Source organism: Streptomyces sp. H51, assembly GCF_035656535.1.
Classification (GTDB): Bacteria; Actinomycetota; Actinomycetes; order Streptomycetales; family Streptomycetaceae; genus Streptomyces.
Genome location: NZ_JAYMHD010000050.1, coordinates 64,892 through 89,803 on the forward strand (window position 1 = coordinate 64,892; position 24,912 = coordinate 89,803).

27 protein-coding genes are annotated in these 24,912 nt (G+C 70.3%); 8 read left to right on the forward strand and 19 right to left on the reverse strand.

Annotated elements, in window-relative coordinates; genetic code table 11:
• Window positions 1–54: 54 nt before the first annotated feature.
• The gene (locus VKA29_RS16315; protein WP_324786356.1) at window positions 55–702 is read right to left on the reverse strand and encodes a hypothetical protein; all 648 of its coding nucleotides are present in this window, start codon (window positions 700–702) and stop codon (window positions 55–57) included.
• Between the two features lie 113 nt (window positions 703–815).
• Between VKA29_RS16315 and VKA29_RS16320 the strand changes: the two genes are divergently transcribed.
• A complete protein-coding gene (locus VKA29_RS16320) occupies window positions 816–1,169 on the forward strand; it encodes a hypothetical protein (protein WP_324786357.1) in 354 nt (117 codons plus the stop codon).
• A 22-nt stretch (window positions 1,170–1,191) separates the two neighbouring features.
• On the opposite strand, the gene VKA29_RS16325 is transcribed toward VKA29_RS16320, so the two are convergent.
• From VKA29_RS16325 to VKA29_RS16365, 9 genes are all read right to left on the reverse strand, one after another.
• A complete protein-coding gene (locus tag VKA29_RS16325) occupies window positions 1,192–1,653 on the reverse strand; it encodes a Tad domain-containing protein (RefSeq protein ID WP_324786358.1) in 462 nt (153 codons plus the stop codon).
• Window positions 1,650–2,114 (reverse strand): TadE/TadG family type IV pilus assembly protein, encoded by a 465-nt coding sequence (locus VKA29_RS16330; RefSeq protein WP_324786360.1) that lies wholly within the window; start codon window positions 2,112–2,114, stop codon window positions 1,650–1,652. The genes VKA29_RS16325 and VKA29_RS16330 overlap by 4 nt, the downstream gene beginning before the upstream one ends.
• A complete protein-coding gene (locus VKA29_RS16335; protein WP_324786519.1) occupies window positions 2,114–2,539 on the reverse strand; it encodes a TadE family protein in 426 nt (141 codons plus the stop codon). The genes VKA29_RS16330 and VKA29_RS16335 overlap by 1 nt, the downstream gene beginning before the upstream one ends.
• A gap of 46 nt (window positions 2,540–2,585) precedes the next feature.
• The gene (locus VKA29_RS16340; protein WP_324786362.1) at window positions 2,586–2,837 is read right to left on the reverse strand and encodes a hypothetical protein; all 252 of its coding nucleotides are present in this window, start codon (window positions 2,835–2,837) and stop codon (window positions 2,586–2,588) included.
• Between the two features lie 129 nt (window positions 2,838–2,966).
• Window positions 2,967–3,890 carry a type II secretion system F family protein gene (locus tag VKA29_RS16345; RefSeq protein WP_324786364.1) on the reverse strand — a complete coding sequence of 308 codons (924 nt, stop codon included), beginning with the start codon at window positions 3,888–3,890 and terminating at the stop codon, window positions 2,967–2,969.
• The gene (locus VKA29_RS16350) at window positions 3,887–4,825 is read right to left on the reverse strand and encodes a type II secretion system F family protein (RefSeq protein ID WP_420718507.1); all 939 of its coding nucleotides are present in this window, start codon (window positions 4,823–4,825) and stop codon (window positions 3,887–3,889) included. The genes VKA29_RS16345 and VKA29_RS16350 overlap by 4 nt, the downstream gene beginning before the upstream one ends.
• Window positions 4,826–4,859: 34 nt before the next feature.
• Window positions 4,860–6,167, reverse strand: coding sequence for a CpaF family protein (locus VKA29_RS16355; protein WP_324786367.1), 1,308 nt, complete (start codon window positions 6,165–6,167; stop codon window positions 4,860–4,862).
• Window positions 6,164–7,036, reverse strand: coding sequence for a hypothetical protein (locus VKA29_RS16360; protein ID WP_324786368.1), 873 nt, complete (start codon window positions 7,034–7,036; stop codon window positions 6,164–6,166). The genes VKA29_RS16355 and VKA29_RS16360 overlap by 4 nt, the downstream gene beginning before the upstream one ends.
• Window positions 7,037–7,055: 19 nt before the next feature.
• On the reverse strand, window positions 7,056–7,790 hold the full coding sequence (locus tag VKA29_RS16365; RefSeq protein WP_324786370.1) for a hypothetical protein: 735 nt from the start codon (window positions 7,788–7,790) through the stop codon (window positions 7,056–7,058).
• Window positions 7,791–8,560: 770 nt separating this feature from the next.
• Between VKA29_RS16365 and VKA29_RS16370 the strand changes: the two genes are divergently transcribed.
• The 3 genes from VKA29_RS16370 (at window position 8,561) to VKA29_RS16380 (ending at window position 10,932) form a co-directional block, all read left to right on the forward strand.
• Complete coding sequence (locus tag VKA29_RS16370; RefSeq protein ID WP_324786372.1) at window positions 8,561–9,064, forward strand: hypothetical protein; 504 nt, start codon at window positions 8,561–8,563, stop codon at window positions 9,062–9,064.
• 165 nt (window positions 9,065–9,229) lie between these two features.
• On the forward strand, window positions 9,230–9,901 hold the full coding sequence (locus VKA29_RS16375; protein ID WP_324786373.1) for a hypothetical protein: 672 nt from the start codon (window positions 9,230–9,232) through the stop codon (window positions 9,899–9,901).
• A 26-nt stretch (window positions 9,902–9,927) separates the two neighbouring features.
• The gene (locus tag VKA29_RS16380; protein WP_420718508.1) at window positions 9,928–10,932 is read left to right on the forward strand and encodes a hypothetical protein; all 1,005 of its coding nucleotides are present in this window, start codon (window positions 9,928–9,930) and stop codon (window positions 10,930–10,932) included.
• Window positions 10,933–11,034: 102 nt separating this feature from the next.
• Here VKA29_RS16380 and VKA29_RS16385 read toward each other — a convergent pair whose 3' ends face one another.
• The 6 genes from VKA29_RS16385 to VKA29_RS16410 all read right to left on the reverse strand — a co-directional run bounded on the left by VKA29_RS16385 (window position 11,035) and on the right by VKA29_RS16410 (window position 14,871).
• A complete protein-coding gene (locus tag VKA29_RS16385; RefSeq protein WP_324786375.1) occupies window positions 11,035–11,580 on the reverse strand; it encodes a hypothetical protein in 546 nt (181 codons plus the stop codon).
• A complete protein-coding gene (locus tag VKA29_RS16390) occupies window positions 11,577–12,278 on the reverse strand; it encodes a hypothetical protein (protein WP_324786376.1) in 702 nt (233 codons plus the stop codon). The genes VKA29_RS16385 and VKA29_RS16390 overlap by 4 nt, the downstream gene beginning before the upstream one ends.
• Complete coding sequence (locus tag VKA29_RS16395) at window positions 12,275–12,847, reverse strand: hypothetical protein (RefSeq protein WP_324786378.1); 573 nt, start codon at window positions 12,845–12,847, stop codon at window positions 12,275–12,277. The genes VKA29_RS16390 and VKA29_RS16395 overlap by 4 nt, the downstream gene beginning before the upstream one ends.
• Before the next feature lie 13 nt (window positions 12,848–12,860).
• A complete protein-coding gene (locus VKA29_RS16400; RefSeq protein ID WP_324786379.1) occupies window positions 12,861–14,108 on the reverse strand; it encodes a putative T7SS-secreted protein in 1,248 nt (415 codons plus the stop codon).
• Window positions 14,109–14,134: 26 nt separating this feature from the next.
• Entirely contained in the window at window positions 14,135–14,452 is a 318-nt protein-coding gene (locus VKA29_RS16405) for a hypothetical protein (RefSeq protein WP_324786380.1), read from the reverse strand.
• Window positions 14,453–14,565: 113 nt separating this feature from the next.
• On the reverse strand, window positions 14,566–14,871 hold the full coding sequence (locus tag VKA29_RS16410; RefSeq protein WP_324786381.1) for a WXG100 family type VII secretion target: 306 nt from the start codon (window positions 14,869–14,871) through the stop codon (window positions 14,566–14,568).
• A gap of 269 nt (window positions 14,872–15,140) precedes the next feature.
• Between VKA29_RS16410 and VKA29_RS16415 the strand changes: the two genes are divergently transcribed.
• From VKA29_RS16415 to VKA29_RS16425, 3 genes are read left to right on the forward strand one after another with little or no spacing between them, the layout of a single operon-like run.
• Window positions 15,141–19,721, forward strand: coding sequence for an FtsK/SpoIIIE domain-containing protein (locus VKA29_RS16415; protein ID WP_324786382.1), 4,581 nt, complete (start codon window positions 15,141–15,143; stop codon window positions 19,719–19,721).
• 21 nt (window positions 19,722–19,742) lie between these two features.
• Window positions 19,743–19,895: a hypothetical protein gene (locus tag VKA29_RS16420; protein WP_324786384.1), complete on the forward strand. Its 153-nt coding sequence runs from the start codon at window positions 19,743–19,745 to the stop codon at window positions 19,893–19,895.
• Between the two features lie 30 nt (window positions 19,896–19,925).
• A complete protein-coding gene (locus VKA29_RS16425; RefSeq protein WP_324786385.1) occupies window positions 19,926–20,078 on the forward strand; it encodes a hypothetical protein in 153 nt (50 codons plus the stop codon).
• A gap of 201 nt (window positions 20,079–20,279) precedes the next feature.
• On the opposite strand, the gene VKA29_RS16430 is transcribed toward VKA29_RS16425, so the two are convergent.
• Window positions 20,280–22,139, reverse strand: coding sequence for a serine/threonine-protein kinase (locus tag VKA29_RS16430; RefSeq protein ID WP_324786386.1), 1,860 nt, complete (start codon window positions 22,137–22,139; stop codon window positions 20,280–20,282).
• A 56-nt stretch (window positions 22,140–22,195) separates the two neighbouring features.
• Window positions 22,196–23,044: a menaquinone biosynthetic enzyme MqnA/MqnD family protein gene (locus VKA29_RS16435; RefSeq protein WP_324786387.1), complete on the reverse strand. Its 849-nt coding sequence runs from the start codon at window positions 23,042–23,044 to the stop codon at window positions 22,196–22,198.
• A gap of 288 nt (window positions 23,045–23,332) precedes the next feature.
• Here VKA29_RS16435 and VKA29_RS16440 point away from each other — a divergent pair, with 288 nt between their 5' ends.
• Window positions 23,333–23,536 (forward strand): cold-shock protein, encoded by a 204-nt coding sequence (locus VKA29_RS16440; protein WP_324786388.1) that lies wholly within the window; start codon window positions 23,333–23,335, stop codon window positions 23,534–23,536.
• A gap of 188 nt (window positions 23,537–23,724) precedes the next feature.
• Here the strand turns inward: VKA29_RS16440 and VKA29_RS16445 are convergent, their stop codons facing one another.
• The gene (locus VKA29_RS16445; protein WP_420718503.1) at window positions 23,725–24,861 is read right to left on the reverse strand and encodes a sugar ABC transporter substrate-binding protein; all 1,137 of its coding nucleotides are present in this window, start codon (window positions 24,859–24,861) and stop codon (window positions 23,725–23,727) included.
• Window positions 24,862–24,912: the final 51 nt, after the last annotated feature.

Genomic DNA, 24,912 nt, shown 5'->3' on the forward strand with positions numbered 1-24,912 from the left:
TCTCCCCGCCGTATCCCGCTTCGACCTCCGGCAGCGGAAGAGATCCGCCCCCGCTCAGCCCGTGAACCGGAACGTCGACGTGATCGCGTCGAAGACGTCGAAGAAGGAGTCGGCCAGGTCCAGGACCTGGCTGCTGCCCGCCACCAGCGCGACCTTGCCCTCCTGCCCGGGGACCGGGACGAACGTCTGCATCAGCACCGCCCGGATCGTGCGGCCCCGGCTGTCGTCCGGTACGGCGATGTCCTCGATGCCGTACGTACGCGCCGCCGCGCCCACGCCGGGGATGTCGACCGTCGTCACCTTGCGCCAGGAGTCGCCGTCCTTCCTCGCCTCCTTGGGCGCCAGGCCGGCGGCGATCGCGGACGGGTCGGTCGACAGGGGTACCCCGTCCCGGGTGCGGCCGCCGACCAGGGAGACCGTCACCGAGCCGGTGATCGGCGTGTCCCCGCCGAAGCTCTCCGCCATGCAACCGCAGTACAGCGCCCCCGACTTCCACGCATCCGCGGCGGCCTTCCGCAGGAAGGTGACGTAGGTGTCCCGGTACTCCGCCAACTCCGGGTGGCTGCGGACCCGTTCGTCGACCATCCGGCGGATCGAGTCGTCGCGCGACTCCGGCCGCACGTCGAACTCCCACCACGACTCCGGCACCTTGATCCGGAAGCCTCCGCGCTCGACCTTGCGCGTCTCCATGTAGCGGGCCATGACGTGTCCGGTTCCCCCCGTGTGCGCGATCGACCCCCAGCGGGCTCGATCAGTCGTGCCGACGTCGATACGTTGTACGGTTCCGCCCAGACTACGAGATCGGGGGATGTGCGATGGGCCAGGGCAAGAGCGACCTCGCGCTGCCGCTGAGCGAGCTCGAGGACTACGGCAAGCGGCTGCGCTCCCTCAAGACGCGGCTGAACCACACCAGGAAACTCTTCGCGTCGTACCAGGACGACATCGGCGACAGCAGCGTCAACCACGCCCTCGACGACTTCGAGTCCAACTGGGAGGACGGCCGCGAGGACATCACCCAGCAGCTCGACGCGCTCGCCGACATGTCCGACGCCGTGGTCCGCGAGTTCAAGAAGCTCGACGTCGACCTCGCCGGCAAGGTCCGCGACGGAGTCAAGGAGGAGGAGCGGAAGGTCGGCGGCGGGGGCCAGGGGCACAGCCAGGCCGACTGAGGAGGCCGCGGGCCGGGCGGGGTCAGCCGACCTCGTTCTCGGCCACCGCCTGCCCGTGCACGGTGACGTCGCCGCCGTAGAACATCCCGGTGAACACCGGCGCGTACGTCAACTGCACCTCGACCTGCACCCGTTGGGCGTCCGCCGCCACGCAGTGGGTCGCGGCGATGTCGGGGCCGGACATGTCCATCTCGCGGGCGAAGGTCTTGACCCGGGCGTCGCAGTTCTCGTAGTTGATCGGCGCCGGGCCGCCCTGGTTGTCGTAGAGGGCCTCCCGGTCGATGTCCTGGGCGGCGTAGCGGGCGGCCTGTTCCGCTATGTCCGCGGCGCGTTCCCGTTTCGAGATGGACATGCCGCCGTCGATGACGAAGGCCGACAGCGACAGGAAGACGAGCGCGAAGACGATGACCGCGCCGGCGCCCGAACCGCGGTCGTCCAGGCGGGTACGCAGCCGGTCTCGTACACGTTCCCAGCGGTCCCTCACGCCGTCCTCCGGTACGGGTCCAGCGGCGAGCTGAAGCGCGCCGTCAGGGTCGTGGGCACGTCCAGGCCCAGCATCGCCAGGCCCCGGACCCGGCAGCTCACCTCGACCGTGAAGATGGTGTCCGGCTCGAACCCCTGGCTGGTCTGCACCACGGTGACCGGGCCCGAGCAGACGTCCGCGAGGTCGGCCTCGGCCGCCTTCCGCGCCTCCGCCATCGCGGTCGCGTGGTCCTTCTGGATCGAGCCCGCGCGGGCCGCGTCGCGCGCCGCGCCGTCGAGCGCTCCACGGCCGTCGACGAGCTGGCCGAACGCCACCAGCACCAGGATGAACAGAATCATCACCGGGGCGAGGATCACCACCTCCACGGTGGACAGCCCCCGGTCGTCGACGAGCCGCTCGCGACAGCGCTTCTCGGGACAGCGCTTCCTGGGACAGCGCTTCCTGGGACAGGACGACGGCATCAGTTCCCGTCCTCCCGTACGAACCGCTCCACCGGCCCCGCCGACTGCGCGTGCACCGTCAGGTCCAGCCCGGGGAACACGGTCGGCACCCGGGCGGAGATCTCCACGCCCACCGTGTTCTGGTCGGGCTGGAGCATGGTCACGTCCGGCGACAGCACCAGCTGCGGGCCGAGCTGGCCGATGTAGCTGTCGACCACGGTCCGCGCCTCGCCGCGCCACGCCCCCGGCTGGTCGTGCGCCGTGGCACGGGCCTTGCGGGCACCGGCCTGGGCCGCCGCCTGCGCCACGTGGTCGGCGAAGAAGTACAGGGCGAACTGCACCGTCGCGAAGATCATGAAGAACAGCACCGGCGTGAGCAGCACGAACTCGATCGCGGTCATGCCGGAGTCACCGCGGGCGGAGGCGGCCTCCACCCGGCGGCGCATCCATCGAGCAGCGCGCACCGACAACCCCGTCGACTCGTAGGGACGTTCAGCAGGTCTTGCTCGCGCTGGCGCCCTTGATGCAGTCGCCGACCTTGGTCGCTCCATCGCTCAGCGCCTGGTTGATGATCGCCGCGACCACTCCCACGATCGCCACGACGACCGCCGAGATGATGACCCACTCGACCGCGGAGGCGCCGCGGTCCAGTTCGCCGGAGCGGGCCCGCTCGACCCGGCCGCGCAGGAACGTGACCAGGAAGTCCACGGCCGGGACGCCGGTGTGGAAGTTACGTGCGTTCATGACGCGTTGTCCTCTCGAAATCGTCCGAAGTTCGAAGAAGGTCTTCCGAAGTTCGAAGCAGGTCTTCCGAAGTTCGAAGAAGTTCTGCGGAAGTGCTCTGCGGCTCTGCGGTAGGGCTCTGCGACCGGCTCATGACACCTGGAACACCCGCATCGCCGCCGGGAAGATCAGGAAGACCAGGAACCCGGCGCACAGCAGCAGCTGCGCCACCAGCATCGACTGCGACTTCTCGCCCGCGCTGCCCTCGATCTCGGCGAGTTCGCGGTGCCGCATGGTCTCGGCGCGGGAGGCGAGGGACTCGCGGACCTTCGCGCCGTCGTCGGCCACCAGGGCCAGCGACGCGGAGAGGTCCTTCAGTTCCTCGACGCCGATCTCCTCGCCCAGCTGCCCCAGCGCCTGCCACTGGCTGATGCCGGTGATGCGGGCGTCGGCGAGGGCGTTGCGGATGCGCCGCGTCGCCCAGCCGTCCGAGACCTCCGCGGCGGCCATGAGCGCCTCCGGAAGGCCCCGCCCGCCGGCCAGGCTCATCGACACCAGGTCCAGGTACGCCCCGATCACGCGCCGCAGGTCACGCCGCTTGTCGGCCGCGTCCCGCCGTACCTCCAGGTCGGGCAGGAAGAAGAACAGCAGGGCGCAGACCAGCGCCAGCCAGACCGGGATGACCGGGCTGCTGCCGAAGCCCATCGTCCAGACGACGGCGAACAGGAACGGGCCGAAGAACAGCCCGGCCACCGCCAGCAGCGCCTTGGTCGCCAGGAAGTTCTCCCAGCTGCGGTCCAGGACGGCCAGGTCCGCGCGCAACGACCGCTGTTCCCAGCCCTGTTGCAGATAGAACTCGGACACCCGGGCGCCGACCCCGGCCCGCAGCGAGCCGAGCCGGCCCCGGTCGGACGTCGTGCGTGCCGACTCGTAGGCCGCGCCCCGCGCCCGCATCGCGTCGATCCGCGCGACCTGCGCGACCGCGCTGCGCCTGGACGGCATCAGGGCGCGGATCAGGACGTAGACGCCGAGGCCGAGGACCGCGCCGACCACGACCGGCATCGTCAGGTTCACCGTCGTACCCCCTCGTCGGACCGGGCAGGCTGGGCGGGCGTCCGCGGGCGGACGAACTGCACGGCCGACTCGTCGCGGACCAGGAAGCGTTCGGGCGTCTCGATGGTCGACAGCTTGCGCAGCCACCAGAAGCCGAGCGCGAACAGCCCGCAGACGCAGGCGAGGACGAGCTGGCCGACCGCCGTGCCGTACGGCTCCACGAAGTCGCGGTTGAAGATGGACAGACCGAGCACGAACGCGATGGAGACGGCCACCACGATCTGCACGGACCTGCGGGTGGAGGCGCGCTGCGCCATCACGCGCTGGCGCATGTCGACCTCCTCGCGCGCCGACTTCGCCAGCGCGCCCAGCACCTGCCGCAGACCGGGCCCGCGCAGGCGGGCGTTGAGGATGAGCGCCGCGACGATGATGTCGGCGGACGCGTCGTCGATCTCGTCGCCGAGCTGCTGGAGCGCGTCGGGCAGCGGGGTGCGCGAGCGCAGCCGGTCCACCAGGGCGTCCAGGTGCGGGCGCAGCACCGGGGCGGCGGCGCGGGCCGACGCCGGGATGGCCTGTTCCAGGCCCACCGCGCCGGCGATCGTGTCGCGCAGCGACTCCGTCCAGGAGGCGAGGGCCTCCACGCGGCGCATGGCCGAGCGTTCCTCCGCGGCGCCGCCGAAGAGGCGGTCCCAGAAGAAGACGAGCACGCCGGCCGCGATGCCGGCCACCGCCCAGCGGGTCAGCAGCAGCACGACGAGCCCGACGATGGCCGCGAGCGAGCCGCGCTGCCCGGCGAACCTGATCAGCTCGCTCGCCCGCTCGGCCGCCTTCTGCTTCTCGTGCGCGGGCTTGGCGGGCAGACCGCGTACGGCGACCACGAGCAGCGCGAGTCCGCCGCCGACGGCGACGCCGCTCGCGATCGAGTACAGGACGGTCGTGGAGAACAGGCCGCCCATGGAGCCGAGCGAGCCGAGAGCCTGGTACGTCATGTCAACCCCACGTCCCCGTCGGCCGGTAGCCCTGCGCGATCAGGTCCTCCAGGCACGCTATCGGCGCGTGCGGGACGATCCGCCCGTCGGGGGCCTCGGCGAACACCTCGCTGGACAGCACGCGGCCGTCGACGCCGTTGACCTCGCGGACGGAGGTGACCATGCGCTGCAGGCGGCCGCCCGTCTGGTAGTCGTTGCGCCGCTGGATGAAGACGACGAAGTTGACCGCGCCCGCGATCAGCATCTGGCTGGCCTCGATGGGCAGCCGCTCGGACGCCTGCAGCGCGTAGGTCGAGATACGGTTGAAGACCTCGCTGGAGCTGTTGGCGTGGATCGTGGACAGCGAGCCGTCGTTGCCCTGGGACATCGCGTTCAGCATGGTGACGATCTCGTCGCCGAGGACCTCGCCGACGATGACCCGGGACGGGTTCATGCGCAGCGACCTGCGCACCAGCTCGGCCATCGAAATGGCGCCCTGGCCTTCGGAGTTGGGCAGCCGTTCCTCGAAGGCGACGACGTTGGGGTGCAGGTCGGGGAAGGTGTCGAGGCCCAGCTCCAGCGCCCGTTCCACGGTGATGAGCCGCTCGTGCGGCGGGATCTCGTTGGCGAGGGCGCGCAGCAGCGTGGTCTTTCCGGCGTTGGTGGCGCCCGCGATCATGATGTTCTTGCGGGCGCGGACCGCGCAGGCGAGGAAGTGCGCGACCTCGGGGGTCAGGGTGCCGTTGCCGACGAGGTCGGAGATGAAGACCTTGCCCATGCGGGCGCGGCGGATGGACAGCGCCGGGCGCCGGGCGACGTCCATGACCGCCGACAGGCGCGAGCCGTCGGGCAGCCGCAGGTCGAGCTGCGGGTTCGCGGAGTCGAAGGGCCGCGAGGACAGGCCCGAGTAGGCGCCCAGCACCTGGATGAGCTCGATCAGCTCCTCGTCGGTGTCGGCGACCGGCTCGCCCCTGACCTCGCGTCCGTCCGCGAACCCGACGAAGACCTGGTCGCACCCGTTGATGTCGATGTTCTCGACTTCTGGGTTGTCCAGGAGGGGCTGTAGCCGGCCGACGCCGAACAGCGCGGCGTGCACGGCGGCGGCGTACTGCTCCTCGGTCTCGGCGTCCAGCGGCGTGCGCCCGGCGTTGATCTCGGCGCGGGCGTACTCCTCCAGGATCTGGGCGATGACGGCGCGCGCGTACTGCCGTTCGTCCTCCGTGGACATCGGCGTGACGCCGTTCGCCTGGTCCAGGCGGCGCTGTTCGGCGATACGGTCGCCGGCCTCCTGCCGGAACCGCTTGACCAGCTGGTGGTCGACAGCGGTCATGCCCCGGCCCCCGCGTGCCCGCCCACGGGGCCGTGCGCGGGGCTGTGGGCGGTGCCGTGCGCGGGCACGGACCAGGCGGCGCCGTACTGCTGGTAGAGGTCCGCGGTGACCTTGCGGGCGGAGCGGATGAGCAGCGACTTGTCCAGGCGGCCGCGTTTGCGTCCGGCCAACTGGTCGGCTCCGGTGGGGTCGTCGGCGATGGTGCCGACGACGCGGGCTCCGGTCCGGGCGTGTACGAGCATGTCGTTGACCTGGCTCGCGAGCTTGCCGGCGCCGGCGGGGTCGGCGACCAGGACGACGCCGATCAGCGGGGTGGCGAGGCTCGCGGCGCCGCGCGGGCCGCCGTGCAGCTTGGCGGACAGGGCGGCGGCGCGGTCGCGGACCCGGGCGATGGCCTCCGGCTCGGTGCGGGAGACCAGCAGCACGAGCGCGGCGTGCGGGAACAGCTCGACGGCCGGGGTGTCGCCGCTGACGCGTCCGCAGTCGGCGATGACGTCGGCGGGCGCGTTCGGGGAGTCGCCGAGGGAGGCGAAGGCGTGGCCGAGGGTGGGCCACAGCCCGGCCAGACCGGCGGCCTGCTCGGCGATGCCGAGCCCGACGAGCACCTCCAGTCCCCCGCTCAACGGCTGCACGTGATCCCACAGTTGGTCGGGCACGAGGCCACGCCTGGCGGTCGCCGCTATGGACAGCATGCCGGTGTTCGGGTTGAGCGGGCCGCCGTGCGCGGCGGCGCTGCGGTAGACGAGGTCGCCGCCTGCCGGGTCGGTCTCGGCGAGCAGGACGCGGCGCGGCCAGACCGCCGCGAGGGCGACGGCCGCGGTGGTGACGCCGGGGGAACCCTTGTCGGCGGCCAGTGCGATGAGGGCCATGGTGTGCTGGAGCCGCCTTCTAGTTGCCGGAGACGAGCACGAGGGCGACTTCGCCGTCGGAGGCGGCCTGGGCCAGGGAGGCGGCCTTGTCGCTGTCGACGGTGAGCGTGACCGGCAGGTTCGTGCTGCTGACGAGGTCGCCGCTCTTCTGCGACTGCACGTAGGTGACGCGGGCCCGGTCCACGATCACGGAGCCGCCGCCGACGGAGGCCGAGGGGTTGCCGGTGCCGCTGTTGCCGTTGCTGTCGCCTGAGTTGGTGTCGCTCCCGACCCGATAGGCGGCGACGGTGTCCCCGGCCTTCAGCCCGCTCGGGTACTGGCCCGCCTTGAGCGACAGACCGACGGTGGCCTTGCCCGCCTGCACACCGGCGTCGTCGCCGAACATCTCCCCGACGGCCACCACTCCGGGCGGGATGGTGTTGAGGGCCTTCAGCTTCTTCAGGGCCGCCAGCTGGGACCACTCGACGTAGTGGATACCGCTGTCCTGGGCGACCATCACGCTGGTCACGTTGTCGTCGGTGACCGAGCCGCCGGCCGGGATCTCCTTGGTCACCTTGACGACCTCGATCCGCTCACCGGCTTGCAGCACCAGCATCGTCGCACCGAGCGCGCCGACCAGGATCAACAGGACGGCCAGGGCGGCCAGGGCGGGTTTGCGCTCGCGAGGGGGTGTGGGGAGCCGCTCACCGACCGAAGGCTGAGCCGGAGCGGCGGAACGGCCCGCGCCCGCCCCCGTACGCTCTTGGATCTTCACGCAACCGCTCCCCGTACGTCCAAGACGTCGTCTGCCACGTCCGGCAAATCCCCGTCTGACAAGTCCCCTGCACCATCGGACACTTCACCCGAGCCCGCCCGCACACAGACGTGCCGGACGCGCGGGACGTACCACCCGATCCGGGCGAATAGCCATCGCTGGGGTGAGTGTCAAGCCATGGCACCGTATCAGCAGCACATAAGCCCCTCAAGGCGCGCCTCCCTCGTGCGTCGCAGGCCACTTCATTTCGTCCCACCTGCAACTAAGCCTCCGTGGTGACCAGTTGTCCTGCCTGCCTGGCGGATGCGTCGACTGTGCTCACGCGAAAGCGGTTTGCTTCGCGAGGCCCCCGGAGGGAGGACCACACCGCGACTCCTCGTCACTCTCCGACCATCTCCGGCACCCCATCACGAGACAGTCACGATGCCTGCACGGATGACGCACATGGGGTGCCGGGAAGAGACGGGGAGAGACCACCCGATCAAGCGAACCGGAGACGTGGGCTCAGCCCTCGGCCGGTAGTGAAACCGTGCTCGAACACCCCAGGAGAGGTCCCCGCAGCAGCGAGAAGGGCGAGACGGTTATGTCCAGGAGCAGCGACCGCACCGCGCCGCCGGGGCGGCGTCACCCCGGACGCGGGAGCCTGGTGCACGATCGACAAGATCCCAGCACCGCCTGCGGAGGTGCACCGTGCGGCCGGAGCGGGGCCACTGCGGCCGGGGCGGCTGAGACCTCTCGGGATGCTCGGCGTCGTACTGGTCGCTCCTCTCATGCCGATCGTCATGCTGTTCAGCCTTCTGGCCTCCGTCGAGGAGGCCCTCAAGCGAGTACTGGCGACGGAGCGGGAGCGAGATCGTGCCCGCGCCGCCGACCTCGAGAACAGGCGTCGTGACGAGGCGATCGCCGACCTCGGCCTCGACCAGACCTTCGACGGCGACTGGAAATGGGCGGCCGCGCGCCACCTGCTGCGCTGGAACAGCCACTCCTCCCACCACCAGCGCTTCGTGATGCCGGCCGAAGGCCGCATCGTGCTGGCCGCGCCGCCCAGACGAGTCAGCGTCGGCAGGGACGCGCGCATGCGCGTCGTCACCGAGATCCCCGCGGGAGAGGCCGTCCTCGAGGACCCGCTCCCCCGGTACGAGACCAACAAGCTGCGCATCCGCTTCACGGACGGCTCCTGGCTGGTCCTGACCACCGAGGACCGACCCAGCGCGTTGCACAAGCACTTGATGCGCAAGCCGGTGTCCGACGACGTCGAGCGCGCTCAGGCCTGACCGCAAGTCGCAGAACACCTCAGGGGACGCCCTCACAGTCCCTCCCCGGGACGGCGCCGTGTCTGAACACCCGCCGTCGACAATCCTGTTCGCTGTGGCGAAACCCGGAACCCCACCGATAACGTCTGTGCTCTTGACGAACTTGAGTCTCACGGGGAGTCCACTGTGAAGCGCCGCACCCTACCCGCCGCCGCCGCGCTCGCCGCGACCGCAACCCTGCTGCTGACAGCCTGCGGGGGCGGGGACGACAGCGCCAAGGCCAACAACAAGATCGCCGGAGCCGACACCGGCGCCGGCACGGCGTCCGCGTCGCCGGAGGCATCGAAGGCAGCGAACTTCAAGCGTCCTGCGATGACTTTCCCCGCAGACTTCAAGATGGTGTTCGACCGCACCGAGCCCTCCGACGACAAGAAGGCCGCGGCTCTCGGCGATGCGGAGAACTTCGTCCGCGCCATCAACTACGGCATCGTCCGGCAGGACGCGGAAGACGCCGCGTACAAGTTCTACTCCACCCCTGGCGGCACCGCTCAGGCCTACGCCAAGAAGCAGATCAAGCAGTACGTCGACGGCGGCTGGACCGTCACCGGTGTTCAGCGCTATTCGCGTGCCGAGGTCGACATGGCCGGCGACGGTAACCGTGCATCGGTCTCCTTCTGTGACGACGACTCGAAGTTCTACGGCAAGGAAGTCAAGTCCCAGAAGGTTCTCAAGACCCAACCGAGCGCGAAGGACTACTACTTCTTCGAGATCGTCATGACAGCGTCCACGGAGGCCGACGGCCTGTGGACCGCCGAGGACGTACAGGTGCAGAAGGAGGCCACGCAGTGCAAGGCGTGAAGGGCCGGTTCCTCACCGTCACCGGAATGACCATCGCCGCTCTTCTTGTGCCGACGCACAATTCGTTCGCCGGCGGCCCGATCGACAAGGGAACGACGACGTCCGACCGCCACGCCGGGCTCGCGGGCGAAAAGCTGTACGCGGCGATCTCCTACGACACCTCGAAGAACGGGTCCGGCCGCTCCGCGGGGGCTGTCGCGGTCAAGGGGAGTTCCTGGACGCCCCCCGCCTGCTGGCTGGCGCCCCGCTGGACGGCGAAGCAGTTCGCGAAGGAAACCGAGGCGGGATACAAGGACGTCACGACCGACCCGGACCAGCCGAGCTACGCGAAGAACGCCACGCAGCAGTTCCGGGACATCTACAAGGACGGCAAGTACAAGAACTACAACCTCGACAAGCAGGACGAGGGGATGTGGTGGGGGGCCGTCGAGAACCCGAATGCCCCCATTCTCGAGCGCACCGCGTGCAACACGACGCTCCCCTTCTGGGTCGAGAACGGCGAGACACCCGACGTGAAGAACGCGATCACCCCGGAGATCCTCGCCGGGCTCGCCTACGAGCAGATCAGGGTTCCGGGCACCGAGGTGACGCTCGCACCCGACGGAACCACCAAGGTCAACCTCCCCACCTGGGCCTGGCTGGACAAGGGGGAGTTCAAGCCGGTCTCCGTCACGGCCTCGATCACCGCCCCCGGCCTGAACATGCAAGCCACCACCGTGGCGAGGCCCGTTTCGCTGCAGATCCGGCCCGGGACGGAGGACGCCCGAACCTACCCCGCGTCCGGCGAGTGCGCGATCAACGACAACGGATCGATCGGGGAGCCGTACGCGAAGGGGAAGGCCGATGAGACTCCGCCGTGCGGCGTCCAGTACCTGCGTTCCTCCGGCGACGGCACGTTCAAACTCCAGGGAACAGTGACCTGGGAGATCACCTGGACCGGCACCGGCGGCGCGGGCGGTGACCTGCCCGACGGCACGTTCGGCAACGACCAGGACGTCACCGTACAGGAGATCCAGTCCGTCAACCGTTGATCGAGCGCGGGGCCCGCAGCACCGTCCGGCCGGATTCCGCATCCGGGCCGGGCGGGCTGCTCCGGGAGTCTCGCTGGAAACGGGCTGGTCAGCCGGACCGGCTCACACCCAGCGCAATGAGTGGGCCATGGCGTCGCACAGCTCCCCCATGGGGCTGTGCGTCCCACTCAGCGGTATCGAGAAGGCCATGTGCAAGTACCCGACCTCGCCGGGCACGTGGACGTGGAAGTCGAGCGTCTTCTCACGGATCACGCGGACAGACGGGCCCGCGGGCAGTTCGATGACGTCCACGTCGGCGGCTCGTCCTGCACGCTCCGCCAACGCCTGTGCGAAGAGCGCCGGTGACAACGCCTGTCCTCTGGGCGTCGGCGCCAGTCCGACGAGGAGAGAAGCCGGCAAGGCCGCCCCGGGTGACTCTGTCTTGAGGAAGAACTCCAACGCTCCCTGGGAAAGGCCTCTCTCCGCAGTGTTGCGCAAAGTGGTCCAAACGCTGTGCCTGACTTCGGCCGGAGCCCGTTTACCCCGTGCCTCCTTGGCCACGAATGTCTTCAGTTGCCGACGCCAGCGTTCATGCGTCAGGTCGACGCGGAACCAGTCGCGGGGCACGAGGAGACGGTAGTCCGAGGGCGGGTTCTCGCTGGTGATCACACACCTGCCGCAGTAGTGATCAAGCGGGAGCCGTCGGAGCCGTAGAGGCGGATGCTACTGACCGTGTTGCCGAACATCGTGGAGAAGACGTCCCAGCCGGTCATCGTGGGCGTCTCCATCTCCAGGACGAACGTGGTGCCGTTGGGGAGCGGGACGTAGACGCGTATGTACCAGGTCGGGAACGTGATGTCCTCACCGGTGCCGGTCAGGTCGCCGGTGAGCCGCGAGTCCCGGGCGCCGATGCACGAGACGGCGTATCCGCAGGGCAGTTCCACCTCGGAGACCTCGCCCGCCTTGATGCGGCGAAGTCCCGCCGAGATCTCCTTGGTGACGCCTCGGACGCCGCCGTCGGCTTCCGGGCTGTCGACCAAAGAACCCAGTACCGTCGCGGTGCACAGGGTGTCGTCGACCGCGGTCAGGCAGACGCTCGCGTATTCGGCTCCGACGCCCGCCAGATCGTTGAGGGACAACGCGCACATGACGCCGAACCTCGCCTTGTCCTCGTCTCCGACCCCCGGGAGCGCCTTGTCCGCGAGGTCCCACAACAGACGAACTGCCTCGTCGTCGTCCCTCTCGTGGATGGGCAGGTCGTGGAAGATCTCGGGCATCACCCAGCGAATGTGAATGTCGTCCGCGTGGAGCGCGGGCGGAGCCGGCCGAGTCTCGATCAGCTCGGGCAGTTCGGTCTCTGTCGTCACGAGGGCCGTTCCTGGTCAGGGATGGGGCGGTCGGGCGCTTCGGGGAAGAATTTCCGCGACGTGGCATACATTCCGTAATAGGGGTACAAGCGTGGGATGTCCGCACCGCCTCGTCGGGCGATACCCACGATCTTCCGGTACAGGCGGGCCCTGCATCGTGTGTTGCGGATGGTCTTCTGGCGCAGATCGCGCAGGCGCAGCAGGAAGAGGCCCCCTGTGATGGCGATGAGCAGCAGCGCGTCCACCACGATGAAGGCGATCTGGAACGACCGCGGTTTCTCGGAGGCGACCAGATCCCAGAAGGGCCAGGCTCCGACCCCTAGGACGAGGATGGGTACGGCAAGGAGACAGCCCAGGAGGCCGCCCTTTTCCGTGTCCTCGCGTCGCTGGTGGAGCATCCAGTGCACGGCTCGGTCGTCGAGGAAGTCGAAGCGCGCTTCCTGCCCGTAGCGTTCGGCGGCCGCCTTCGCCTCAGGGACGGCGGCGATGACCGACGCGGGGATCATGTCGTGCGCGGTCCCCTGGTCGTCGACGAACTTTCCGAACTCAAGCGCGTGGTAGTCACCCATAGCTCGTCTCTCCTTACCCGGCAGGCGCCAGGGCGGCGTGGAACGAAGTCGACGACGGACTGGGCTGTGGCGCCGGCGACGGAGTCTTCGAGCTTTCGGAAGGCTTGGGCGTCAGGCCCGGCGCGGGCGTGGGCCGGGCATCGCCGGGCGGGCTGCTGGTTTGGCTCGAACGTTCCTGACCGTCGTGCAGCAGTCCGAGTTGCACGCCGAGGTTGACCACCGCACCGCCCTTGATGAACCGGGTCAGCACCTCGGGATTGAAACCTTCCGCCGGAAGCTTGATCTTCGTGATGTTTCTGGCGGAGAGGAACTTCGACGCCAGGCCGACGCCCTTGTTGATGTTCTTCACGGCGAAGCCCTCGGTGAAGGCCGTCCAGATGGCCTGCCTGGCGACCAGCAGTCGTGATCCCTTCGCCGCCGCGGAGAGGCCCTTGAGCGCGCCGAGACCGGGGATGATGCCCAGGATGTCCACGCCGATGGCCATGAGGTCGAGCTTCCCGCCACGGGCCAGGACGTCGTAGAGCCGACCCGTCAGGGCCACGGCGCTCATGGTGGACGCCAGAGCGACGAGGAGCACCGCGAGGGTGCCGCCCGTCAGGAAAACCGCCGCGACGAGGGCCACCGCGGCCAAGATCGTGGCAGCCGTCGAGAACCAGTCCGCATGGTCCGCGAGCCAGTCCATGACACCACCCGGATCGTGGATCCCGTCGTGGTGGATCACGTTCTTGATCTGCCGCGCGGCCCGACGCGCGGCATCGTCATGGATCTGTTTCGCCTTGAGGATCTTCTTTTCCGCGTCGAGCATGAGCTGCGCGGCGTCGTCGCGCTTCTTCGTCGTCTTGCTGTGCTCGACCGCGTCGTCTCCGGTCAGGACCTTGCCCTGAAGCGGATCCAGCACCTTGCCGGCGGCCTTGTAGTCCACCTCGGCGTCCCGGTAGTCCTGCAGGGCCTTGTCCGCCATGCGCTGCGCACGACGCATCTCGCTCGCGTACTCGTCCGACTCGCCGTCGTCTTCCCGGACCTTGGTCCCGAGAGCCGTGGCGGCCTCGTCGTAGCGGTCGTACGCCTTCTTCAGGCGGCCGGCGGTGTCGCCCGCGATCTCGTGGAACGCCCGTCCCGCGTCGCTGTCCCAACCGTCGACCGAGGCCAACGCACGGATGTTCCTGGCCTGTTTGTCGATCTCGTCGGCCATGCCACGCAGCTTCTTGCCGAGCTTGGCCACCTCGTACGGGTCACCGGGCACCGGATCGGAGTCGTACATCGGCGACCAGTCCCTGGGGCGGGCTGTCACTGTGCCTTCTCCTTCTTGCCGCTCTTCTTCGCGTCTCGCAGGGCCTGGGCGAGCTCATGGTCGATCTTCTCGTAGGACTTGGCCGCGTTGGCGGTGTACTTGGCCAGGTTCTCGATGTCCTTCATGAGCTTCTTGCGGTTCTTCTCCCACGTCTCGGAGAAGTCGTCGAAGACGTCCCGCAACTTGTCACTGCCCAGCTCCTCGCCGTATCCGTCAGCGGGATTGCCGTGCTCCTTGAACTCCCGATGTATGCGATAGAGCGAGTTCGAGCATTCCTTGATCAGGTCTAGGTCGTACCGGATTCTGTCCGCCACAGGATCAGACTCCCTGCCTCTGGGTTGCGCATGGGTGCTTCACCGCAAGCGGGCCCGGGTGCGGCGGAGCGTGGCGGGCTCCGCCGCACCCGTGGGCGACCGCGTTCGGCCGGTCAGCCCTTGGCTGACTTGGCGAGCTGGTCGTCCAGCTGTTCGTAGGCTTCCTTGGCCTTCTTCAGGAAGTCCGACAGGCCGTGCAGGCCCTGGATGGTCTTGGTCGCGCCCTTGGTGAAGTCCTTCATCGAGTCGTCGTAGGCGCCGGAGGCCTTCTGGGTGGTGAAGCCGTTCTCCACCAGCTGGCTGACCCGCTTCTCGACCGACTTGATCTTGTCTTCCAGCTCGTGCATGTCCTTGATCAGGTCACCCGCGACCTTCTCCATCTCTGCATAAGTAAGGTCTGCGTCTTTGCCCTTGCCCATGACGGCTCTCCTCCCGTTCGCGCGGCCGCAGGGCCTGCCCCCGTGGCGCTGTCGTTCAACGCGGCTGCTGTGGGCGCCCGTTGGGCGTCCGTGCGCGGTCGCGTCCGCATGAGCAAAGATCTTACGGGTGTGGCCGGTGGGGCCGCAGAGCTGTGTTGCGAGGGAATCGTGAACCGGCGCGTATCCCGTTGCGATCGGCAAAGGGTGGGCGGATATGGTCACTTGCAGGGTGAGTGGGCCCGGTGGGCCGAGCGTAGTGGGGGACTGACGTGCGTCTGAGTCTGACCGTCGTCGATCCGGTCGGCGGTGCCAGTGCCGACGTGGTGCTCGACGCCGATCCGGAGTCCACGGTCGGCGACATCGCCCGGGAACTGGCGCGTCACGTCGGCCTCGGCGACAGTGCGCAGGTCATTCCGATCGGGGCGTCCCGCGCTCAGGCCGACGGCGGGTCCGGCGCTCCTCTCGCCTACGTCGACGGGTACGCGCTCGACCCGGCCGCCACCGTCGTCGGGTCGCCGCTGCGTGACGGTGTCGTCGTCAGCCTGCACGACCCGGCCGGCTGCGTCCTCGGTGAGCCCACCGGCGTCGTGGAGTTCCGGGTGGTGAGCGGGCCGGGGGCGGGTGCCGTGCACCGGCTGGGGGTCGGGAAGTACGACATCGGCAGCGGGGCCGCCGCCCAGTTGCGCATCGATGATCCCGAACTCGCCGGGCGGGCAGCCACTTTGTCCATCGGCATCGACGGGACCTGCCAACTCCTGCCGCACACGGGCGAGGAGGACACCGCCCGGCTCGACGGGGAGGACTTCGAGGGCGGGGAATGGCCTCTGCGGTCACAGCTCGCGCTCGGGAACACCCTTCTGGAGCTGATCCCGTACGCCCCGCCGAACGCCGCGCTGAAGTGGTCCGACGACGGTGCCGGCCTCGACTACAACCGGCCGCCGCGGCTGCGCCCCGCCGAGCGCACCACGCACTTCATGCTGCCGAACCCGCCCGGCGACTACGAGGCCCGGCCGCTGCCGTGGCTGATGGCGCTGCTGCCGCTGGTCGGCGCCGTGGTCTCGGTGCTGATCTTCGGGCGCTGGTACTACATGGTCATGGCGCTGATGAGCCCGATCATGCTCTTCGGCAACTACTTCATGGACAAGAAGCACGGCCGCAAGTCGCACGCCAAGCAGGTCAAGGAGTACAAGGAGCACAAGGCGCGGATCGAGAAGGACGCGCAGGACGCTCTGGTCACCGAGCGCGGCGACCGGCGGCAGGCCGTGCCCGATCCGGCCGCCGTGCTGGCCTTCGGCACCGGGCCCCGTACCCGGCTGTGGGAGCGGCGGCGCACCGACGCCGACCATCTGCTGCTGCGCTTCGGCACCGGGCGGCTGCCGTCCGAGGTGGAGCTGGACGATCCGCAGCAGGACGAGCACAAGCGCAAGGTCCGCTGGTACATCGAGGACGCGCCCGTCGCGCTGCCGCTGCGGGAGCTGGGGGTGATCGGCGTGGCGGGCCCCGGCGACTCGGCGGCCGCGCTCGGCCGGTGGGCGGTCGCGCAGACCGCGGTGCTGCACAGCCCGATGGACGTGCAGTTCTACGTCCTCACCGACAACGACGCCCGCGACCGCTGGGACTGGGTGCGCTGGCTGCCGCACGCCCGCCCCACCGGCGGCCAGGACGCGAACGTCCTGATCGGCACGGACTCCGAGACCGTCGGCGCGCGCGTCGGCGAGCTGACCCAGTTGCTCGACGCCCGGCAGAAGGCCCTGCAGCAGGGCGGCCGCGGCAAGAACGACGGGCCCGCCTTCAGCGACCCCGACATCGTGGTCGTGTGGGACGGCTCGCGGCGGCTGCGGTCGATGCCGGGTGTCGTACGGCTGCTGCGGGAGGGTCCGGCGGTCGCGATCCACGCGATCTGCCTGGACGAGGAGGAGCGGTTCCTGCCCGGCGAGTGCCAGGCGTTCGTGGTCGCCGAGCCCCGCCGGACCGGTGGAAGGACCGACGGATCCGCTGACGCCGGTTCCCCCGTCGTCCCCGCCCAGCAGTCCGCCGGGGGCTTCCCGTCCTTCCAGGCCTGGCACCAGGGCGCGCAGCATGCCGAGCAACAGGCCGAGAACGAGGTGGAGTTCCGGCTCCGGGTGGAGCAGACGGGAGCGCTGCGCAAGAAGGACGTACGGCCGGACTTCGTCTCCGCCGCCTGGTGCGCCCGGCTGGCCCGCGCCCTCGCGCCGCTGCGTGACATCAGCGGCGAGACCGAGGACTCCGCGCTGCCGGCCGCCAGCCGCCTGCTGGACGTGCTGCAACTGGAGCCGCCGACGCGTGACGCGATCGCCGCGCGGTGGCGGATGGGCGGACAGTCGACGATGGCGGTGATCGGCGAGTCGTACGACGGGCCGTTCGGCATCGACCTGCGGCGGGACGGGCCGCACGGTCTGATCGCCGGTACGACCGGTTCCGGAAAGTCGGAGCTGCTGCAGACGATCGTGGCGGCGCTGGCGGTGGCGAACACGCCGGAGAACATGACCTTCGTCCTGGTCGACTACAAGGGCGGTTCGGCGTTCAAGGACTGTGTGAAACTGCCGCACACCGTCGGCATGGTGACCGACCTGGACGCGCATCTCGTGGAGCGCGCTCTGGAGTCGCTGGGGGCGGAGCTGAAGCGGCGGGAGCACATCCTGGCCGCCGCCGACGCCAAGGACATCGAGGACTACCAGGACCTGGTGCGGAGGGATCCGAGCCGTCCGCCGGTGCCGCGGCTGCTCATCGTCATCGACGAGTTCGCGTCCATGGTGCGCGACCTGCCGGACTTCGTCACGGGCCTGGTGAACATCGCCCAGCGAGGCCGTTCGCTGGGCATCCACCTGCTGCTGGCCACCCAGCGGCCGAGCGGTGTCGTGTCGCCGGAGATCCGGGCCAACACCAACCTGCGCATCGCGCTGCGCGTGACCGACGCAGGCGAGTCCACCGACGTCATCGACGCGCCGGACGCCGGGCACATCTCCAAGAGCACACCGGGCCGGGCGTACGTCCGTCTCGGGCACGCCTCCCTGATCCCGTTCCAGTCCGGCCGCGTCGGCGGACGCCGTCCGGGCGCGGCCGATCCGGCGGTCCTCGCGCCGTGGGCCGGTGAGCTGACCTGGCAGGACCTGGGCCGGGCGGCGCTGCGCAAGCCGAAGACGGAGGCGCGCGAGGACGACGAGATCACCGACCTGAAGGTGCTGGTGGACGCCGTGCGGGAGGCCAACCAGGCGCTCGGCATCCCCGCCCAGCACTCCCCCTGGCTGCCCGCGCTGGACGAGACGCTGCTGCTCGACGACGTGCCGGCGGTGCGCGCGCAGGGTGCGCTGCCCGCGGCCCCGTACGGTGTCGAGGACCTGCCCGCCGACCAGGCCCGCCGCCCGGTCGCCGTGGACTTCGCGACGTTCGGGCACCTCATCGTGGCGGGTGCCCCGCGCTCCGGCCGCTCGCAGGTGCTGCGCACCATCGCCGGTTCGCTGGCCCGCACCAACTCCTGCGCCGACGTGCACCTGTACGGCATCGACTGCGGCAACGGCGCGCTGAACGCGCTGACCCGGCTGCCGCACTGCGGCGCGGTCGTCGGCCGCAACCAGCTGGAGCGGGTCGAGCGGCTGATGAACCGGCTGAGCGGCGAGCTGAGCCGACGTCAGGACCTGCTTGCGGACAAGGGTTTCGCGGACATCGGGGAGCAGCGGGCGGCCGTCGCCGAGGAGGAGCGGCTGCCGCACATCGTGCTGCTGCTGGATCGCTGGGAGGGCTGGCTGCCCACGCTGGGCGAGCACAACCACGGTGACCTCACCGACCGGATCATGGCGATGATGCGGGAGGGCGCGAGCGTCGGTATCCACGTCGTCATCACCGGCGACCGGCAGCTGCTGGCGGGCCGCATCTCCTCGCTCACCGAGGACAAGTACGGTCTGCGGCTCGCCGACCGCGCCGACTTCTCGATGCTGGACATCAACTCCCGCAAGGTGCCCGAGGAGATCCCGCCGGGCCGCGCCTTCCGCGGCGAGTCCGCCACCGAGACGCAGTTCGCGCTGCTGTCCGAGGACACCACCGGCCAGGGCCAGAACGCCGCGCTGCTCGCGATCGGCGAGACGGCCGCCGCCCGGGACGCCGAAGTGCCGCGCGCCAGACGGCCGTTCCGGGTCGACGTGCTGCCCGGCCGGATCTCCTTCGAGGACGCGTGGGCGATGCGCGACCCGGCGACGGCGTCGTCCCCGCTGTGGGCGCTGGCCGGCGTCGGCGGCGACGAACTCACCGCCTACGGCCCCGATCTCGCCCAGGGCGTCCCGGCGTTCGTGATCGGCGGTCCGGCGAAGTCCGGCCGCAGCACGATGCTGCTCGCCTTCGCCCGGTCGTTCCTGGCGGGCGGCGTCCGCCTCGTCGTCGCGGCGCCACGGCCCTCGCCGTTGCGTGAACTGGACGGGCGGGAAGGGGTGTTGCGGGTGTTCACCGGTCGTGACGTCGACGAGGACGAGCTGGAGGAGGTGATCGGTTCGGCCAAGCCGGAGGAACCGATCGTCGTCCTGGTCGACGACGCGGAGGTGCTGGACGACTGCGATGCCGAGGACGTCCTGAAGCGGATCATCGAGCGCGGCGCCGAGGAGGGGCTGGCCGTGGTGATCGCCGGTGACGAGGACGAGATCTGCGACGGGTTCTCCGGCTGGCAGGTGGACGCGAAGAAGGCCCGTCGCGGGATCCTGCTCTCCCCGCAGGAGTCCGGCTCGGGCGAGCTGATCGGCATCCGCACCACCCGCAGCATGGTCGGCGGCCCGATCACCCCGGGCAAGGGCATGCTGCACCTGGGCACGGGGGAGCACCTGACGGTCACGACGCCGCTGTAGGGCGTGAGTACGGTGAGGGGCGTGAGTACGGGGTCGGCCAGGCCGAGGCGCGGGAGAGCGGCGTCGGCGGGGCTGCGGTACGAGCACCGGCCGGGCCGCCCGCGGCCGGAGAAGCCGAAGGAAACCGGGTTCGGCTTCGGTTTCGCCGTACTGGCCCTGCTCGCCATGTTCTGACAGTCGTCGTACCCGCGGCCATGGCCCGCCATGAGTGGGGCGAGGACGTCCGGGGCGACCTCGCGCCTTCCGGGCCGGGGCGGTTACGCGTTCGCCGCCTGCGTCGGGGTGCTGGTGCCGGTCGCCCTCGGCGCGCTGATGGGTCCGCTGTCCCGGATGGACCGGAAGAAGCGCAGGGCGTGATCACGGGAGCCGTCCGTCCGGGACACGCGCGGGACCGGGGCGGTGCCTGCTACCGCGAGGGCAGCCCCTGCTGGGTCCATGCGCACCACCCGTTCGTGCGGGCGGTGGGCCTGGCGGCCACCGTTGCGGCGCCCGCGCTGCTGATCGCCCTGCTCTCCCGACGCGCCCGGAGCGCCCGGAGCGCCCGGAGCGCCCGTCCGGCTATCCCACCCGGGACATCCGGGCCGTAGGGTTCCCCTCCGCCTCGCTGTCCGAGGTGTACGTCAGGTCGTCGCCCACCCGGGTCAGCCGTACCGTGTGTGCGGCCGGGTTGCAGCCGTCGTGGTTGGAACGGGCACCGACCGACGTGGCGACGAGCTGCTTCTTCGTCACCGACTTCAGGGTCAGTACGTCGTTGCAGACGCCGCCCAGCTGGTCGGTCTGGCGCAGCCTGCCCAGTTCCGCGCCGACGGCCGCCCGGTGGACGGTGAGCCGGAAGGTGCCCACCGGCAGGGTGCCGTCCAGGGCGAGGCCCTGCCCCTCCCAGGTGCCGAGGTAGGCGTCGGGGACGGCGGACGGGGTTCCGACGGGGGCGCTGGAGTCCCCGGTCGGGGTCGAGCCGGGCGTGGCGGGCGTGGCGGGCGTGCCGGTCGTGGCGCCGGCGGCCGGTGAACGGGTGCCGGGGCCGCTCGCGGTGTCGTCGCCGCCCTTGGGCAGCAGGTCGAGGACGAACACTGACCCGACGGTCACCGCCGCCAGCGCTCCGGCGACCGCGAGCGCCACCGTGCAGCTCAGCCGCCGCCCCCGTCCGCCGTCCCCGGGTACGGACGTCGCGGCGACGGAGACGGACAGCTTCCCGGGAGCGGTGCCGGAAGCCGCGCCGGAGGCAGGACCGGAAACCGCACCGGAGCCCGCGCCGGAGATCGTGCCGGAGCCCGCGCCCGAGCCCGCACCGGAAACCGCGCCCGAGCCCGCACCCGGACCCGTCCCGGGCCCCCCGCCGCCGGGCCCGCCGGGATGCTGTTCCGCCCCGCGTGCCTCGCGCGGCCCGGGTAGCGAGGACGGTGGCATCACCGGGGCCGGCCCGAACTCCCCCAGCGTCGGCTGCCCTGCCCCCTCTCCGCCGGCCGTGGGGGATTCCCGTACCGACGGGCTGCTGAACCCCACCGGCCCGGAGGCGGTCTCCGCCGCCTCCAGGTTCAGCAGCCGTACGGCGCTGCGGCTGACCTGCTCCACCAGCGTCCCCGGCAGCCAGCCGCCCGCGATCAGCCGGGCCGCCCCCTCGGGGGCGAGCCGTCGGGCCACTTCGGCGGGGGCGGGCCGGGCGGCCGGGTCCTTGGCCAGGCAGCTCTCCACCAGCTCCCGCAGCTCGCCGGCCGGCAGGCCGAGTTCGGGCGGCTCGTGGACGACCTTGTACAGCAGCGCGGCGGACGAGTCCCCGGGGAACGGGGGGCGGCCGGTCGCCGCGAAGGCCAGCACCGCGCCGAGGGAGAACACGTCGGCCGCCGCGCCGGCCGGCTTGCCGAGGATCTGCTCGGGGGACATGTAACCGGGCGAGCCGACCGACACGCCGGTCGAGGTCAGGGAGGCGGTGCCGTCCGTGGCCCGGGCGATGCCGAAGTCGATCAGCAGGGGTCCGTCGAGGGTCAGCAGCACGTTGGACGGCTTCACGTCCCGGTGCACCAGGCCCAGTTCGTGCACCGCCGTCAGTGCCTCGGCGAGGCCCGCTCCCAGCGCCCGTACGGAGGGCGCCGGCAGCGCTCCGCCGTCCGCGACCGCCGAGGCCAGCGACGGCCCGGCCGCGTAGGCCGTGGCGACCCAGGGCACGGCCGCCTCGGTGTCGGCGTCGAGGACCGGCGCGGTCCAGGCGCCGCCGACCCGGCGTGCGGCCTCCACCTCGCGCCGGAATCTGGCGCGGAACTCCTCGTCGAGCGCGAAGTGCGGGTGCACGATCTTGACCGCGACCGTGCGACCGCCGGCGCTGCGGCCCAGGTAGACCCGGCCCATGCCGCCGGCGCCGAGCCGGCCGAGCAGCCGGTAGGGCCCCACGGCGGTGGGCTCGTCGACTCCGAGTGGCTGCATGGCGTCCACCCTCCCCCGTGATGACCCCGTACGCCTCGTGTCCGGCAGCGTAGTGACTACGGCTGGAGCAGCTCCACCTTCACGTCAGCCGGGAAACCGGTCGTCGGTCCGACCCGCCGGGCGAACTCGGCGACGGCCTCCAGCTGCGGGGGCCCGAACCTGAAGTCGAGAGTGGTGAAGTACTCCTCCAGGACGCGTTCGTCGAAGGCCTCCCAGCGGGCCGCCTGCTCGGCGACCTTGCCCACCTCCTCCAGGGAGAGGTTGCGGGAGGCGAGGAACGCCTCGTGGACCTTGCGGGTGATGACCGGCTCGCGCTCCAGGTAGTCGCGGCGGGCCGCCCACACGGCGAAGACGAACGGCAGCCCGGTCCACTCCTTCCAGAGCCGGCCGAGGTCGTGCACGGCGAGGCCGTAGCGCGGGCCGTCGTGGAGGTTGGCGCGCAGGGCCGCGTCCCCGATGAGCACGGCGGCCTCGGCCTCCTGCATCATCACGCTGAGGTCCGGGGGGCAGGTGTAGTACTCGGGCGTCACGCCGAAGCGGTCGGCCAGCAGCAGCTGGGCGAGGCGGACGGAGGTGCGCGAGGTCGACCCGAGGGCGACCCGGGCGCCGTCCAGCCGCTCCAGCGGGACCTGCGAGACGATGACGCAGGACATCACCGGGCCGTCGCAGCCGACGGCGATGTCGGGGAAGGCGACCAGGTCGTCCGCGTGGCGCAGGAACTCGACCAGGGTGACGGGGCCGATGTCGAGGTCGCCCCGCACCAGCTGCTCGCTGAGCTTCTCCGGGGTGTCCTTGGTCAGCTCGAAGTCGAGGAGCGTGCCCGTTCTCGCGAGCCCCCAGTACAGGGGCAGGCAGTTGAGGAACTGGATGTGGCCGACGCGCGGCCGGGTGCGAGAATTGTCCACATCGCGAGGCTAGCCCCTATGGGGTACGCTCCAGACTCCGCCCCGGCGGTCAACCTCTACGTGATCTTCAAACATCCGGGTGACGTGATCTTGACCTCTGTTGCGTTCGGCTGCCCGCATGCTAGGCTCGCCGCAAGTTGCAGTTTGGTTTCCCTTGCAGTACAGAGCCTGCGGAGCATGTGACCGCGGGCTCTAGTCGTTTTCAGACGTATGCAGTTGTGCGGCATTCTTGTTTTCACACTTGCAGGGTTCTGGAGCAGGGCAACCCTTTGGGCCCAAGGAGGGCTTATGGCTACCGGAACCGTGAAGTGGTTCAACGCCGAAAAGGGCTTTGGTTTCATCGCCCAGGAAGGCGGCGGCCCCGATGTCTTCGTCCACTACTCCGCGATCAACGCGAACGGCTTCCGTTCGCTCGAGGAGAACCAGCAGGTGACCTTCGACGTGACCCAGGGCCCCAAGGGTCCCCAGGCCGAGAACGTCACCGCCATCTGAGTTGACGAGCCCAAAGCTCTGATCCGGAACAGATGCAGTACCAAGGAGCCCCGCGCCGCACGGCGACGGGGCTCCTGCCTTTTCCGCGCGCCCCGCGCGCCCCGCACGCCCCGCACTCCCCGCAAGCCCGCCCCGTACTCCCGCGTCGGATCGCCGGCCCGGGGCGCGGGAGGAGCGGGAGGAGCGGGCTACTTCAGGCCGATGGCCGCGCAGTCCGCCGCGTAGGCCGAGGTGCAGATCTCGTCGACGGTGTAGACGCCGTCCGCGATCACCGTCTCCTCGATGTTGTCCTTGGTGAGCGCGACCACCGGCACCAGCAGCGAGGGGATGTCCTTCCGGGTCGGGCTGTCGACCTTCTCCCGGGTCAGCGCGTCGAACTCGATGTCGTGGCCCTGGACCTTGGTCACCGCCATCCTCGCGGCGTTCGTCGCCTCCAGCAGGAACGACTTGTACACGGACATGTACTGCTGCCCCGCCACGATGCGCTGCACCGCGTCCAGGTTCGCGTCCTGCCCGGTCACCGGCGGGAGGTCGGTGACGCCCGCCGCCTTCAGCGTGTCGATGACGGCGCCCGCCATGCCGTCGTTGGCCGAGTAGACGGCGGCTATGCGGTTCAGCCCGACGGCCTGGATCGCCTGCTTCATGTTCGCCGCGGCGGCCTCGGGCTTCCACTCCTTGGTGTCGTACTGCTCGGCGATCTGCACCTTGCCCTTGAGCTCGCCGAGCGCGCCCGACTTGAAGCGGGCGGTGTTCGGGTCGGCGGGGTCGCCGTTCATCATGACGATCTTGCCGGCCGCCGCCTTGGTGCCGAGCGCGTCGAGGATGGCGCGGCCCTGCACCTCGCCGACGAGTTCGTTGTCGTGCGAGACGTAGGCGTCGATCGGGCCCTGCGCGAGCCGGTCGTAGGCGATGACCGGTATGCCGGCGTCCTTGGCCTTCTGCACGTCCGGGGCGATGGCCTCGGCGTCCACCGCGTCGACCAGGACGACGTCCACCTTGGCGTCGATCATGTCCTGGAACTGCGCGCTCTGGGTGGCCTTGCTCGCCTCGGCGTTGGCGTAACGGACCGTGCCCTTGCCGTGGGTGAGCGAGGAGACCTCCTTCCTGATGATCGGATAGTCGAACTTCTCGAAGCGCGCCGTGTCCTTGTCGGGGAGCAGGAGACCCACCGTGAGGTCGTCGCCCTTCTTCGGCTCACCGGAACCGCCGGTTGCGCCGACATCGTTGATGACGCCGCACGCGGCCAGGGAGAGGGCGGCGGAGAAGCCGGTCAGGGCCGTAGCGGTGCGGCGCGCTACGGCCCTTCGGGTGGTGCGAGGGTTCACGTCAGGGGGGCCTTCCGAACCAGGGAGCAACATCGGTGCCAGACCGCCGAC

Coding starts and splice junctions, on each gene's coding strand:
- VKA29_RS16340 (WP_324786362.1), bottom strand. CDS start 2,837: ATGAACGCACGTAACTTCCACACCGGCGTCCCGGCCGTGGACTTCCTG.
- VKA29_RS16425 (WP_324786385.1), top strand. CDS start 19,926: ATGAGTGGGGCGAGGACGTCCGGGGCGACCTCGCGCCTTCCGGGCCGG.
- VKA29_RS16380 (WP_420718508.1), top strand. CDS start 9,928: ATGACCATCGCCGCTCTTCTTGTGCCGACGCACAATTCGTTCGCCGGC.
- VKA29_RS16315 (WP_324786356.1), bottom strand. CDS start 702: ATGGCCCGCTACATGGAGACGCGCAAGGTCGAGCGCGGAGGCTTCCGG.
- VKA29_RS16410 (WP_324786381.1), bottom strand. CDS start 14,871: ATGGGCAAGGGCAAAGACGCAGACCTTACTTATGCAGAGATGGAGAAG.
- VKA29_RS16395 (WP_324786378.1), bottom strand. CDS start 12,847: ATGGGTGACTACCACGCGCTTGAGTTCGGAAAGTTCGTCGACGACCAG.
- VKA29_RS16320 (WP_324786357.1), top strand. CDS start 816: ATGGGCCAGGGCAAGAGCGACCTCGCGCTGCCGCTGAGCGAGCTCGAG.
- VKA29_RS16335 (WP_324786519.1), bottom strand. CDS start 2,539: ATGCGCCGCCGGGTGGAGGCCGCCTCCGCCCGCGGTGACTCCGGCATG.
- VKA29_RS16430 (WP_324786386.1), bottom strand. CDS start 22,139: ATGCAGCCACTCGGAGTCGACGAGCCCACCGCCGTGGGGCCCTACCGG.
- VKA29_RS16440 (WP_324786388.1), top strand. CDS start 23,333: ATGGCTACCGGAACCGTGAAGTGGTTCAACGCCGAAAAGGGCTTTGGT.
- VKA29_RS16330 (WP_324786360.1), bottom strand. CDS start 2,114: ATGCCGTCGTCCTGTCCCAGGAAGCGCTGTCCCAGGAAGCGCTGTCCC.
- VKA29_RS16350 (WP_420718507.1), bottom strand. CDS start 4,825: ATGGGCGGCCTGTTCTCCACGACCGTCCTGTACTCGATCGCGAGCGGC.
- VKA29_RS16400 (WP_324786379.1), bottom strand. CDS start 14,108: ATGTACGACTCCGATCCGGTGCCCGGTGACCCGTACGAGGTGGCCAAG.
- VKA29_RS16355 (WP_324786367.1), bottom strand. CDS start 6,167: ATGACCGCTGTCGACCACCAGCTGGTCAAGCGGTTCCGGCAGGAGGCC.
- VKA29_RS16370 (WP_324786372.1), top strand. CDS start 8,561: ATGCCGATCGTCATGCTGTTCAGCCTTCTGGCCTCCGTCGAGGAGGCC.
- VKA29_RS16360 (WP_324786368.1), bottom strand. CDS start 7,036: ATGGCCCTCATCGCACTGGCCGCCGACAAGGGTTCCCCCGGCGTCACC.